This window comes from Agrobacterium deltaense RV3, from assembly GCF_900013505.1.
Classification (GTDB): Bacteria; Pseudomonadota; Alphaproteobacteria; order Rhizobiales; family Rhizobiaceae; genus Agrobacterium; species Agrobacterium leguminum.
This window is the reverse complement of the sequence record NZ_LT009745.1, coordinates 1830862-1843661: the sequence shown is the minus strand read 5'-3', so window position 1 is coordinate 1843661 and position 12800 is coordinate 1830862. Positions and strand designations below refer to the sequence as shown.

The 12800-nt window shown below is 58.6% G+C and carries 16 protein-coding genes; 12 read left to right on the top strand and 4 right to left on the bottom strand.

Annotated features, from left to right (window positions below):
* The first annotated feature begins 3 nt into the window (after positions 1-3).
* The 10 genes from rplR to rplQ all read left to right on the top strand — a co-directional run bounded on the left by rplR (position 4) and on the right by rplQ (position 7053).
* Positions 4-366, top strand: coding sequence for a 50S ribosomal protein L18 (gene rplR / locus AGR7B_RS09315; RefSeq protein ID WP_003521008.1), 363 nt, complete (start codon positions 4-6; stop codon positions 364-366).
* Between the two features lie 197 nt (positions 367-563).
* Positions 564-1133, top strand: a complete 570-nt coding sequence (rpsE, locus tag AGR7B_RS09310) for a 30S ribosomal protein S5 (protein ID WP_004442585.1) — start codon at positions 564-566, stop codon at positions 1131-1133.
* An 11-nt stretch (positions 1134-1144) separates the two neighbouring features.
* Positions 1145-1351: a 50S ribosomal protein L30 gene (gene rpmD / locus AGR7B_RS09305; RefSeq protein ID WP_020812287.1), complete on the top strand. Its 207-nt coding sequence runs from the start codon at positions 1145-1147 to the stop codon at positions 1349-1351.
* A 16-nt stretch (positions 1352-1367) separates the two neighbouring features.
* Entirely contained in the window at positions 1368-1847 is a 480-nt protein-coding gene (gene rplO / locus AGR7B_RS09300) for a 50S ribosomal protein L15 (RefSeq protein ID WP_003521009.1), read from the top strand.
* A 328-nt stretch (positions 1848-2175) separates the two neighbouring features.
* A complete protein-coding gene (secY, locus tag AGR7B_RS09295; RefSeq protein ID WP_003521010.1) occupies positions 2176-3516 on the top strand; it encodes a preprotein translocase subunit SecY in 1341 nt (446 codons plus the stop codon).
* A complete protein-coding gene (locus AGR7B_RS09290; RefSeq protein WP_003521011.1) occupies positions 3513-4103 on the top strand; it encodes an adenylate kinase in 591 nt (196 codons plus the stop codon). Before secY ends, AGR7B_RS09290 begins: the two co-directional genes overlap by 4 nt.
* 302 nt (positions 4104-4405) lie before the next feature.
* Entirely contained in the window at positions 4406-4774 is a 369-nt protein-coding gene (rpsM, locus tag AGR7B_RS09285) for a 30S ribosomal protein S13 (RefSeq protein WP_035263425.1), read from the top strand.
* 137 nt (positions 4775-4911) lie between these two features.
* Complete coding sequence (gene rpsK, locus AGR7B_RS09280) at positions 4912-5301, top strand: 30S ribosomal protein S11 (RefSeq protein ID WP_003521013.1); 390 nt, start codon at positions 4912-4914, stop codon at positions 5299-5301.
* A 195-nt stretch (positions 5302-5496) separates the two neighbouring features.
* Positions 5497-6507 carry a DNA-directed RNA polymerase subunit alpha gene (locus tag AGR7B_RS09275; RefSeq protein ID WP_003495228.1) on the top strand — a complete coding sequence of 337 codons (1011 nt, stop codon included), beginning with the start codon at positions 5497-5499 and terminating at the stop codon, positions 6505-6507.
* A 120-nt stretch (positions 6508-6627) separates the two neighbouring features.
* Positions 6628-7053: a 50S ribosomal protein L17 gene (gene rplQ / locus AGR7B_RS09270; RefSeq protein ID WP_003521014.1), complete on the top strand. Its 426-nt coding sequence runs from the start codon at positions 6628-6630 to the stop codon at positions 7051-7053.
* 156 nt (positions 7054-7209) lie between these two features.
* On the opposite strand, the gene AGR7B_RS09265 is transcribed toward rplQ, so the two are convergent.
* The gene (locus tag AGR7B_RS09265; protein ID WP_080856522.1) at positions 7210-7728 is read right to left on the bottom strand and encodes a hypothetical protein; all 519 of its coding nucleotides are present in this window, start codon (positions 7726-7728) and stop codon (positions 7210-7212) included.
* Positions 7729-7733: 5 nt separating this feature from the next.
* A complete protein-coding gene (locus tag AGR7B_RS09260; RefSeq protein ID WP_078052743.1) occupies positions 7734-8606 on the bottom strand; it encodes a DUF817 domain-containing protein in 873 nt (290 codons plus the stop codon).
* 55 nt (positions 8607-8661) lie between these two features.
* On the opposite strand from AGR7B_RS09260, the gene AGR7B_RS09255 reads away from it, so the two are divergent.
* The gene (locus AGR7B_RS09255; protein ID WP_078052744.1) at positions 8662-9090 is read left to right on the top strand and encodes a ribosomal maturation YjgA family protein; all 429 of its coding nucleotides are present in this window, start codon (positions 8662-8664) and stop codon (positions 9088-9090) included.
* Here the strand turns inward: AGR7B_RS09255 and msrQ are convergent.
* Both msrQ and msrP read right to left on the bottom strand, forming a co-directional pair.
* The gene (gene msrQ / locus AGR7B_RS09250) at positions 9044-9691 is read right to left on the bottom strand and encodes a protein-methionine-sulfoxide reductase heme-binding subunit MsrQ (RefSeq protein WP_078052745.1); all 648 of its coding nucleotides are present in this window, start codon (positions 9689-9691) and stop codon (positions 9044-9046) included. The two genes, AGR7B_RS09255 and msrQ, sit on opposite strands and share 47 nt — an antisense overlap.
* Before the next feature lie 2 nt (positions 9692-9693).
* Positions 9694-10635 carry a protein-methionine-sulfoxide reductase catalytic subunit MsrP gene (gene msrP / locus AGR7B_RS09245; RefSeq protein ID WP_078052746.1) on the bottom strand — a complete coding sequence of 314 codons (942 nt, stop codon included), beginning with the start codon at positions 10633-10635 and terminating at the stop codon, positions 9694-9696.
* 310 nt (positions 10636-10945) lie between these two features.
* On the opposite strand from msrP, the gene ilvD reads away from it, so the two are divergent.
* Positions 10946-12781, top strand: a complete 1836-nt coding sequence (gene ilvD, locus AGR7B_RS09240) for a dihydroxy-acid dehydratase (protein ID WP_080857046.1) — start codon at positions 10946-10948, stop codon at positions 12779-12781.
* Positions 12782-12800 lie beyond the last annotated feature (19 nt).

Below are 12800 nucleotides of genomic sequence, written 5' to 3'. Positions count from 1 at the left end.
GAAATGGCTAGCAGGAAAGAAGCACTTGCACGTCGCGCGAGCCGTGTGCGCCGCCAGATCAAGGCGGTTGCCAACGGCCGCCCGCGCCTGTCGGTTCATCGCTCGTCGAAGAACATCTACGCCCAGATCATCGATGACGTTGCTGGTAAGACGCTTGCGTCTGCCTCCACGCTCGAAGCCGATCTGCGCGGCTCGCTCAAGACCGGCGCCGACGTTGCAGCAGCAACTGTTGTCGGCAAGCTGGTTGCCGAGCGTGGCGTCAAGGCTGGCGTCAAGGATGTCGTATTCGACCGTGGCGCGTTCATCTACCACGGCCGCATCAAGGCTCTGGCAGACGCTGCCCGCGAAGGCGGCCTGAACTTCTGAGTGCATGACCCTTTCGATTTTTTGAGATCGAAAGAAAGGATCATGCACCAACAAAGATGCTGTAGCGCTTTTCGCGCTGCAGTTTCCGCCCGGACAACGATCCGGGCGGAATTTCACCGGACCATGCGGATCTCTTCATCGGGACCGCTGGTCTTTTCGTTTGCCGTTCCACCCGCAAAAGAAAAAGGACAAGGACAATGGCACAGGATAAAAGAGGTTCCCGCGAAGAGCGTCAGAACCGCGAAGAGCGCGATAGCGAATTCGTCGACAAGCTGGTCGCGATCAACCGCGTTGCAAAGGTTGTTAAGGGTGGCCGTCGCTTCGGCTTCGCCGCTCTCGTTGTCGTTGGCGACCAGAAGGGCCGCGTTGGCTTCGGTCACGGCAAGGCTCGTGAAGTTCCGGAAGCGATCCGCAAGGCAACCGAAAGCGCAAAGCGCGATCTGATCTTCGTTCCGCTGCGCGATGGCCGCACGCTGCACCACGACGTCAATGGCCGTCATGGCGCAGGCAAGGTTCTGCTGCGTTCGGCCAAGGCCGGTACCGGTATCATCGCCGGTGGTCCGATGCGCGCCGTTTTCGAAACGCTCGGCGTTCATGACGTTGTTGCCAAGTCGACCGGTTCTTCGAATCCGTACAACATGGTTCGCGCTACGTTCGACGCTCTGAAGCATCAGGTTCATCCGAAGGACATCGCTGCACAGCGCGGTCTGAAGTATGCGACCCTTCAGGCTCGTCGTGCCGCTTCCGGCAACGCTTCTGAAGAATAAGGAGCTGGATCATGGCCAAGAAGACTACTGAAGCCAAGAAGACTGTTACGGTCGAACAGATCGGCAGCCCCATTCGCCGCCCGGCAATCCAGCGCCAGACGCTGATCGGCCTGGGTCTCAACAAGATGCATCGTCAGCGCACCCTGGAAGACACTCCGGCGGTTCGCGGCATGATCCGTGCGGTCCAGCATCTCGTTCGCGTCGTTGACGAGAAGTGAGACGGAGTAACCTATCATGAAACTCAATGAAATCAGAGACAACGAAGGCGCCTCCAAGGACCGTATCCGCGTAGGTCGCGGTATCGGTTCCGGCAAGGGCAAGACCGGTGGTCGCGGTGTGAAGGGTCAGAAGGCTCGTTCGGGCGTCGCCATCAACGGCTTCGAAGGCGGTCAGATGCCAATCTACCGTCGTCTGCCGAAGCGCGGTTTCAATAACATCTTCGCTTCCGAATATGTTGTCGTATCGCTCGGCCGCATTCAGACCGCCATCGACGCCAAGAAGCTTGACGCTTCCGCAACGATCGATGCCGCTGCTCTCAAGGCTGCCGGCGTTATCCGCCGCGCCAAGGACGGCGTACGCATTCTCGCCGACGGCGAGCTGAAGGCCAAGGTCGCTTTCGAAGTTGCCGGCGCTTCCAAGCCCGCAATTGAAAAGATCGAAAAGGCTGGCGGTTCGATCAAGCTTCTCGCAGTTGCAGCAGAAGCCGCCGAGTAATATATAGACTTCAGACGCCCGGGGCTCGTCGCTCCGGGCGTTTGCGCTCCCTGGCCTATGGTGCTTTCGATCTAAATCGATTTATAGAGCATCAGGGCAATCTCTTCGCGGTGTGCTTCCACGGCCCCGCTTGCGGCAGAAAGTGCTGCAGGGAGAGCCTCACAGTTCTTGAACTTCCGTAGGGGAGGGGATAGGACATAAAAAACAGGGTGAGGCATGATGGCGGCTCAGAGCCGCATTTGTCCGAAGCCCGGTTTTGACCAGTATCTTTTAGACCTTTCCGCATCGGCCGGTTGCGCTGGCTGGCAAGGGTCATTCGGAGAAATTTATGGCTTCAGCAGCGGAACAACTGGCTTCGAACCTGAATTTTTCGACCTTCGCTAAGGCGGAGGATCTGAAAAAGCGTCTCTGGTTTACTCTTGCCGCACTTCTCGTCTACCGTCTCGGCACCCACATTCCGCTTCCGGGCCTGAACCCCGAAGCCTATGCGCAGGCCTTCCGTGGCCAGGCCAACGGTATTCTCGGTCTTTTCAACATGTTTGCGGGTGGCGCCGTCGAGCGCATGGCGATCTTCGCGCTCGGCATCATGCCTTACATCTCCGCTTCGATCATCGTGCAGCTCATGACCTCGGTCGTGCCCTCGCTCGAAGCGTTGAAGAAGGAAGGCGAAGCCGGCCGCAAGATCATCAACCAGTATACGCGCTACGGCACGGTGCTGCTCGGCACGCTGCAGGCCTATGGCATTGCGGTCGGCCTCGAAAGCGGCAACGGCCTCGTGGTCGATCCGGGCTGGTTCTTCCGCATTTCCACGGTCATCACGCTGCTCGGCGGCACGATGTTCCTGATGTGGCTGGGTGAGCAGATCACCTCGCGCGGCATCGGCAACGGTATTTCGCTGATCATCTTCGCGGGCATTGCCGCAGGCCTGCCCAAGGCGCTGGCCGGCACGCTGGAACTCGGCCGTACCGGTGCGCTTTCCACCCCGCTCATCCTGACGGTCGTTGTGGTCGCCATCGGCGTCATCGCGCTCATCGTCTTCGTGGAGCGCGCCCAGCGCCGCCTGTTGATCCAATATCCGAAGCGACAGGTCGGCAATCGCATGTTCCAGGGCGACACCTCGCATCTGCCGCTGAAGCTCAACACGGCCGGCGTCATTCCCGCGATCTTCGCATCGTCGCTGCTGCTGCTGCCGGCAACGGCCGCTGGTTTTGCCGGAAACACCAACCTGCCGGGCTGGGCAACCTCGATCATCGCGTCGCTGCAGCACGGACAGCCGCTGTTCATGGCGCTCTACGGCCTGCTGATCGCGTTCTTCGCGTTTTTCTATACGGCGATCGTCTTCAATCCGAAGGACACCGCAGATAACCTCAAGAAGCATGGTGGCTTCATTCCGGGCATCCGTCCGGGCGAGCGCACCGCGGAGTACATCGATTACGTCCTGACCCGCATCACCGTGGTCGGCGCGATTTATCTTGTCTTCGTCTGTATCCTTCCTGAGACACTTATCGCACGCACGGGCATTCCATTAGCCCTTGGTGGTACTTCGCTTTTGATCGTTGTCAGTGTAACTCTGGATACGGTTGCGCAAATTCAGGGCCACCTGATCGCGCAGCAGTATGAAGGGCTGATCAAGAAGTCGAAGTTGCGTGGAGGAAAGAGGGGACGATGAGACTGATATTTTTGGGTCCGCCGGGTGCGGGCAAGGGAACCCAGGCCAAGCGGCTGACGGACAAGTACGGGATCCCGCAGCTTTCCACCGGTGACATGCTTCGCGCTGCGGTCAGCGCGGGCACCGAAATCGGCAAACGCGCCAAGGCCGTCATGGACGCCGGCGGGCTTGTTTCCGACGATATCGTCAATCAGATCGTTTCCGAACGCATCGAAGCACCGGACTGTGCCAAGGGCTTTATTCTCGACGGCTATCCGCGCACCGTTCCGCAGGCCAAGGCGCTTGCCGAGAACATGCGCAAGAAGAATCTGGTCCTCGATGCCGTCATTGAACTCAAGGTGGACGAAGAGGCGTTGATTCGCCGAATCGAAAACCGCGTGGCTGAAACCATTGCCGCCGGCGGTACGGTTCGCTCGGATGACAATCCGGAAGCGTTCCGCAAGCGCCTGACGGAATATCGCGAGAAGACCGCGCCGCTGTCTGCCTATTACAGTGAACAGGGCGAGCTCGTGACGCTGGATGGCATGGCTGACGTCGATGCCGTCACCGAGGCTATCGAGCGCGTTCTCGAGAAAGCCTCCGCCTGATCGACGGAGCGGATGGGCGAGGCTGTTGCGCTCTTGCCCATATCTCGCTTCCGCATGGCGGCAGATCCTATGGATCGTAAAAGAATCTTGGCGGAGCCGGTTGCTTTTTTGCGCTGATTCCGTTAAACACCGCGCCAACTCGCGACATCCCAAGCGACTGGCGCGGATTTCCCTAAGGGAAGGGAGATCCGGGTTCGGTCGTTTTGACTTGTCACGGACACCAATTTGAACTGGCGGTCTTGTCGGCCGCTCGAATGGAATCACCACTTGCCGGATGGCAACTGGAACCAAGGAGAAGAGACGTGGCACGTATCGCTGGCGTCAACATCCCGACCGCGAAGCGCGTTGTTATTGCGCTGACCTACATTCACGGGATCGGTCCGAAATTCGCGCAGGAAATCATGGACAAGGTCGGTCTTCCGGCTGAGAAGCGCGTTCATCAGCTGACGGATGCTGAAGTTCTTCAGATCCGCGAAGCCATCGACCGCGACTACCAGGTCGAAGGCGACCTGCGTCGTGAGACCTCGATGAACATCAAGCGTCTGATGGACCTCGGTTGCTACCGCGGCCTGCGTCACCGTCGTGGCCTTCCGGTCCGCGGTCAGCGCACGCACACCAACGCCCGCACCCGCAAGGGTCCGGCGAAGGCTATCGCTGGTAAGAAGAAGTAATTTTCCGGTTCTCCGGAAAGGGGAGGCTGGTGCAGTCCGCGCCAGCCTTTCTGAGTTTGGCGTGAAGCTCCGATGGGGCCAATCGCCGGTGTAGCCGCTGGTGTTACGGCGGTGAAGAGATCAATGAAAGGTATAAAATGGCCAAGGAAGCCGCACGTATTCGCCGTCGCGAACGTAAGAACATCACGTCGGGCGTCGCGCACGTCAACTCGACCTTCAACAACACGATGATCACCATCACCGACGCACAGGGCAACGCCATTGCCTGGTCGTCTGCTGGTGCCAAGGGCTTCAAGGGTTCGCGCAAGTCGACCCCGTTCGCTGCCCAGATTGCTGCTGAAGATTGCGCGAAGAAGGCTCAGGAACACGGCATGAAGTCGCTTGAAGTTGAAGTTTGCGGTCCGGGTTCCGGCCGTGAATCGGCACTTCGCGCCCTGCAGGCTGCCGGTTTCATGATCACTTCCATTCGCGACGTGACGCCGATCCCGCACAACGGTTGCCGTCCGCGCAAGAAGCGCCGCGTCTGACGCGACCGTGGTTCGGAAATTCCGCCTTACCTCAGGTCTGGCGGAATTTTCGTGTATCTGGCGTGTGCGCGTCGATTTCGATCGGCGGACTTGCGCTCGAGAACCCACCGATGAACCGCTGAATTAGGTTCCTCTCGGTGTTTTCATGCTCGGTCCGTCACGATTGGATGGTGGCGGCGAACGGAAGGTTTAAAGATGATTCAGAAGAACTGGCAGGAACTTATCAAGCCGAACAAGGTCGAGTTCACCTCGTCCAGCCGCACCAAGGCAACCCTGGTTGCCGAGCCGCTGGAGCGTGGTTTCGGTCTTACCCTCGGCAACGCGCTGCGTCGCGTTCTGTTGTCTTCTCTGCGTGGCGCCGCTGTGACGGCCGTGCAGATCGACGGTGTCCTGCACGAATTCTCCTCCATCCCCGGCGTTCGGGAAGATGTGACGGATATCGTGCTCAACATCAAGGAAATCGCCATCAAGATGGACGGCGATGATTCCAAGCGCATGGTCGTGCGCAAGCAGGGTCCGGGCGCCGTGACCGCTGGTGACATCCAGACGGTTGGCGATATCGAGATCCTGAACCCCGACCACGTGATCTGCACGCTGGACGATGGCGCTGAAATCCGCATGGAATTCACCGTCAACAACGGCAAGGGTTACGTACCGGCTGAGCGCAACCGCGCGGAAGATGCCCCGATTGGCCTCATTCCGGTGGACAGCCTCTATTCTCCGGTCAAGAAAGTGTCCTACAAGGTGGAAAACACCCGTGAAGGCCAGGTTCTCGACTATGACAAGCTGATCATGACGATCGAGACCAACGGTTCGGTTTCCGGCGAAGACGCCGTTGCCTTCGCCGCTCGCATTCTTCAGGACCAGCTGGGCGTCTTCGTCAACTTCGACGAGCCGCAGAAGGAAGCAGAAGAAGAATCGGTTACCGAACTCGCGTTCAACCCGGCGCTTCTCAAGAAGGTCGACGAGCTCGAACTGTCCGTTCGTTCGGCAAACTGCCTGAAGAACGACAACATCGTTTATATCGGCGACCTGATCCAGAAGACCGAAGCCGAAATGCTTCGCACGCCGAACTTCGGTCGCAAGTCGCTGAACGAAATCAAGGAAGTTCTCGCTTCCATGGGTCTGCACCTCGGCATGGAAGTGCCGGCATGGCCGCCTGAGAACATCGAAGATCTCGCAAAGCGTTACGAAGACCAGTACTAACAATCAAAAAGGCAGACCCTTTAAAGACTGCCTTTCCCCGTCAAACAGCAGATAAGTCATCTGCATGTGCCAGGAAACGGCAGGCCTTAGAGAAGGAACCTGCGAAGAAGGAGAATAGCAATGCGCCACGGTAATTCAGGCCGCAAGCTCAATAGAACCGCCAGCCACCGCAAGGCAATGTTTGCCAACATGGCTGCTTCGCTCATCACCCATGAGCAGATCGTCACCACGCTTCCGAAGGCGAAGGAAATTCGCCCGATCGTTGAGAAGCTCGTCACCCTCGGCAAGCGCGGCGACCTGCACGCTCGTCGTCAGGCGATCTCGCAGATCAAGGATCAGGACGCCGTCCGCAAGCTGTTCGACGCGATCGCAGCCCGTTACGCAAACCGCAACGGCGGCTACCTGCGTATCATGAAGGCCGGCTTCCGCCAGGGCGACAATGCCGCTCTCGCCGTCATCGAATTCGTCGAGCGCGACGTTGACGCCAAGGGCGCAGCCGACAAGGCTCGCGTTGCCGCTGAAGCTGCTGCTGCCGAAGCTGCATAAGGTTTGACGCCGTTCAGGCGTCATGAGTTAAAAAAGCCGGGCGAGAGATCGCCCGGCTTTTTGTGTTCAGATCTTAGCCGACACAATGACTAAGGTTTTGCCGTCGCGGCGAAAGGTTTGGGAGGGAATAGTTAAATCCATACCCTAGGGATGCTACTACTCGTATCCACCAACCATCATTAAACCCTCATCAGGCGCGATTAGGGTTATCGAGTTTGTTGGCTGGACTGGAAAATAGCCACCTTTGGCTGATATCCGCTCAAAGAGCGCCTGCAGCTTCTGGTCTTGGATGCAATCCAAGCTACTTGCAAAATCGGCGATCCAGCGATCCATGACGTAATTCGTCCCCAGTACCGACGTCTCAGCCCAAGGCGCGGATGTTGCTTTGTTTAGAGAAAGCAATCCGTTCCGATGGACCTCATCCATGAAAACGGAGTCGAGCTTGTAAATGGCGACAGCGCATTCAAACCATCTGGTATTGTAATAGACCGTCTCACCAGCGGGGATGCCGTCCGGGATATCACTGCGCAAACGATCAGGTGAATCTACACCACAACCGGCCAAAGCGATTATTAGGAATGCGAATATAGGGCCGCCAGCTTTATTGTTGGATTTCAGGCCTACGCGCTTAGTTGTAAAACTTGCGAGACTTGAAAGTGCCTTGGAGTAATTCATCTTTCTCACTCCGGAACGTAAATACGATCCTTGATGTGCTTGAGGTGTGCGATGATCGTGAAAGTCATGATGACCAGCAGCGACCATGAACTCCATTTGCCGATATGCACGACGGACCAGGCGCCGAGCTGGTCGGGATATTTCCAGATGCCGAAGAAGGTGGAGATATTTTCCGCCAGCCAGACGAAAAACCCGATCAGGATGAAGGCGAGAAGTAGCGGCATCTTTCGATCCCGATCATAGGGGCGGAAGATCACTGTTGCGCGGGAATAGAGCCCGATGGCGCAGGCGGCGATGTACCAGCGGTAATCGCCGATGAAGTGATGGGTGAAGAAGTTGGCGTAAATGGCGATGCCGATAAGGGTCGCCATCCAGTAGGTGGGATAGTGGCGAATGCGCACATCCAGCAATCGCCACGCCTGAATGATGTAGCTGCCGACGGCCGCATACATGAAACCGGAAAAGAGCGGCACGCCGAGGACTTTGCTATAGGCGAAATCCGGATAGGACCATGACTGGATGGCGCTCGATGTCTTGAACACTTCCAATGCAAAGCCGACGATATGAAACAGCATGATGGCCTTGGCCTCGTCAAGCGTTTCGAGCCTGCTCCAGATCATGAAGAACTGAATGGCGAGCGCAATGATCAGCAGCACGTCGTAACGGGGAATGCCGAGCACTCCACCATGCGGCACCACGAAGATGGAGACGAAGAACAAGCCCGCAAACATGCAGGCGCGGGCTTCCTTGATGCCGAAATAAAGAAACTCGACGATAAAACGCCTGATGCCCTTGAGTTCGCCCCAGGGATAGGTATCGCAGAGCAGATTGTCCAAGACGGAGAGGCGGCTTGCGGCCGGGCTTGTTGCTGTGCTCATTTCCGTCCCCGATCTCACTTCGTCACCTTTCATACGAAAACCCTAAGGAAGCCGTATGGGCCTGCCGCGCGTATCCCCATCTTATTTCGCCCGCATCCGGCTTCTGGCGGCGGCGATGGCGGTGATCGTCTGCGGCCTTTGCCTGCGGAGCTTCGGTTACGACGTGGGATTGCCGTTCGTGGCGGTAAAATATGGCGGATCCGTGCTCTGGGGAGCGATGATCTATCTGCTGCTGGCAACCTTCTTTCCATCGCGCTGGCACGGCTATGAGGTTCACATCGCCATTCTTGCCGTCGTTCTCGTGGAACTCATCCGGCTTGTTCATTTTCCGGAACTGGATGCGTTTCGCGCAACGACGGCCGGCGCTTTGCTGCTCGGCCGTGTTTTTTCGCTGTGGAATATAGTCTGTTATGTCGCGGGGATTGGGGCCGCCGCCATTATGGCCGGACGGGTCTCGCGCGTTTGGCTCTCTTCATCGACATGATCGATGGCCGTACCAGCCGATACCCCAGCAATACCCCCATCGTGCTGATATAAAACACCGGCTCCAGCGTGATCGACTTTCGCGCGAGCACGAAGTGCAGCACACCGACGATGAGCACGAGGTAGACGAGTTTATGCAGCGTGTTCCAGCGGCTGCCGAGCTTGCGGATGGACCAGCGGTTGGAGGTGAGCGCGAGGGGCAGGAGCATGATGAGACCGGCCATGCCGAGCATGATATAGGGGCGCTTCAGAATATCGCCGGCGATGGAGCCGAGGATCAGGCCGCGATCCAGCACCAGATAGACGGTGAAATGCGCCAGCACGTAATAGAAGGCGATCAGCCCCAGCGCGCGGCGATAGGCGATGAGGTTGATGTTAAAGAGATCGCGTAGCGGCGTCACCAGAAGGCCGAGGCACAGGAAGCGCAGCGCCCAGATGCCGAGCAGGTGCTCGAAATCCTTGACCGGATTGAAGCCGAGACCGCCGGTTGCGGCGAGATAGAAATACCAGACACCCGGACAGAGGCCGATGACATAAAGCGACCAGATGGCCGCCGGCTGGTAACGCTTCGGCAGCGAGGGAAGAGGCAGGGCGAAGGCCATGGTCAATAATTCGCTTTCAGGTCCATGCCGGCATAGAGGCTCGCAACCTCGTCATAACCGTTGAACATCAGGGTAGGGCGGTTCTCAGTGCCAAAGAAGCCGCCTTCGCCAATGCGCTGTTCCGTCGCCTGGCTCCAGCGGGGATGATCGACATTCGGGTTGACGTTGGAATAGAAGCCATACTCGCGGGCGTTGGAGTTTTTCCACGTCGTTTCCGGCTGTTTCTCGACCAGCGAAATGCGGACGATGGATTTGATGCCCTTGAAGCCGTATTTCCATGGCACGACGAGGCGGATCGGCGCACCGTTCTGGTTCGGCAGCGTTTCTCCATAAAGGCCGACGGCGAGAATGGTGAGCGGATGGCGCGCTTCATCGAGGCGGAGCCCCTCGACATAGGGCCAGGAGAGAGGCTGGAACAGACCGCTTTGACCCGGCATTTCGTCTGGCCGCACCACGGTTTCGAAAGCGACATATTTCGCGCTGCCAAGCGGCTCCACCTTGTCGAGAAGGGTGGCGAGGGGGAAGCCGATCCACGGAATGACCATTGACCAGCCCTCGACACAGCGCATGCGGTAAGTGCGCTCTTCGAGAGGATATTTCATCAGCTCTTCAATGCCGAATTCCTGCGGTTTGGAGACGAGGCCATCCACCTTCACCGTCCAGGGGGAAGGCTTGAACTTGCCGGAATTTTCCTTCGGGTCGGATTTTCCGACACCGAATTCGTAGAAATTATTATAGCTGGTGACAGCATCGAGCGGGGTGAGTTTCTCATCCAGCTTGTAGGCGCCGGGTTTTGCGGAAAGCGGCGCGGCAACAGCCTCGCGCCCGGCCAGCCCGATTGCCGCCAGCCCCGCCGCCGTGCCGAGGAAGCCACGTCTGGACAGGTAGATATTCTTCGGCGTGATTTCATTTGCCGAGATGAGGGGCGGACGATAGGCGGGCATTGGAACCTCCACAAAAGCCGGGTACATCGGCGATAAATCGATTATGATAGCCAATACGGCCGCTGCACAGATATGTTTCAGTGCTCTACGGAAAAACAACGGTGGGGCGGCGGAAATCGCGCATTTGTGATGAAGGCGCGGCCGGATAACAAGATGAAGAGGAAGCGTACCGTACCGAACCGTACTGTTTTGCCCCAAGGTGACAGTGACAGGGCTTGCGGTTTGCGCTAGAAAAACCGCAAAATAGGGCAGGAGCTGTTTTACCGCGTTTGCGGAAATGCGCTCTTCGCCAGAGATCGAGGAAAACACCATGCCAGCCTATCGCTCCAGAACGACAACCCACGGCCGCAACATGGCGGGCGCGCGCGGCCTTTGGCGCGCCACCGGCATGAAGGACAGCGATTTCGGCAAGCCGATCATCGCGGTGGTCAATTCCTTCACGCAGTTCGTGCCGGGCCATGTGCATCTGAAGGATCTCGGCCAGCTCGTTGCCCGCGAAATCGAGGCGGCCGGCGGTGTCGCCAAGGAATTCAACACGATTGCGGTCGATGACGGTATCGCCATGGGCCATGACGGCATGCTCTATTCGCTGCCGTCGCGCGAGATCATCGCGGATTCGGTGGAATATATGGTCAATGCCCATTGCGCCGATGCCATGGTGTGCATTTCCAACTGCGACAAGATCACGCCCGGCATGCTGAATGCGGCGATGCGCCTCAACATCCCCGCCGTCTTCGTTTCCGGCGGTCCGATGGAGGCCGGCAAGGTCGTCCTGCATGGCAAGACGGTGGCGCTCGATCTGGTCGACGCCATGGTCGCGGCTGCGGACGACAAGATTTCCGACGAGGATGTGAAGGTTATCGAGCGTTCGGCCTGCCCGACCTGCGGTTCCTGTTCCGGCATGTTCACTGCCAATTCCATGAACTGTCTGACCGAGGCGCTGGGTCTGTCGCTGCCCGGCAACGGTTCGACGCTTGCCACCCATTCCGATCGCAAGCGGCTGTTCGTCGAGGCCGGTCACCTGATCGTCGATCTGGCGCGCCGTTATTATGAGCAGGAGGACGAAACCGTCCTGCCGCGCACCATCGCCAACAAGGCGGCGTTTGAAAACGCCATGTCGCTGGATATCGCCATGGGCGGTTCCACCAACACGGTGCTGCATATTCTGGCGGCGGCGCATGAGGGCGGCGTCGATTTCGGCATGGAAGACATCGACCGTCTTTCCCGCAAGGTTCCCTGCCTTTCCAAGGTCGCGCCCGCCAAGCAGGACGTGCACATGGAAGACGTTCACCGCGCCGGCGGCATCATGCGTATTCTCGGCGAGCTGGAACGCGGTGGGCTCATCAATCGCGATACCTATACCGTGCATGAGGCGACGCTGGGCGATGCCATCGACCGCTGGGACATCACCCGTACCAACAGCGAGACGGTGCGCCAGTTCTTCAAGGCGGCTCCTGGCGGCGTGCCGACGCAGGTGGCTTTCAGCCAATCCTCGCGCTGGGACGATCTGGATACGGACGGCGAAAACGGCGTCATCCGCTCGGTCGAGAAGCCTTTCTCCAAGGATGGCGGTCTGGCCGTGCTTTACGGCAACATCGCACTCGACGGCTGCATCGTGAAGACGGCGGGCGTCGATGAATCCATCCTGAAATTCACCGGCCCGGCAGTGGTTTACGAAAGCCAAGATGCGGCCGTGAAGGGCATTCTCGGCAATGAGGTCAAGGCGGGCGACGTCGTCGTCATCCGCTACGAAGGGCCGAAGGGCGGGCCGGGCATGCAGGAAATGCTCTATCCGACCAGTTACCTGAAATCCAAGGGCCTCGGCAAAGCCTGCGCGCTGATCACCGACGGCCGTTTCTCCGGCGGTACTTCGGGCCTCTCCATCGGTCACGCCTCGCCGGAAGCGGCGCAGGGCGGCGCCATCGGCCTCGTGCGTCAGGGCGATCTCATCGAGATCGACATTCCGAACCGCACCATCAACCTGAAGGTCACCGATGCGGAGCTGGCGTCGCGCCGTGCCCAGCAGGAAGAACTGGGCTGGAAGCCGGAAGCGCCACGCAAGCGCAATGTCACCACCGCGCTGAAAGCCTATGCAGCCTTTGCCTCGAGCGCTGACAAGGGCGCGGTGCGGATTTTGCCGGAGTAATTTCCGGATTTGCGGGATG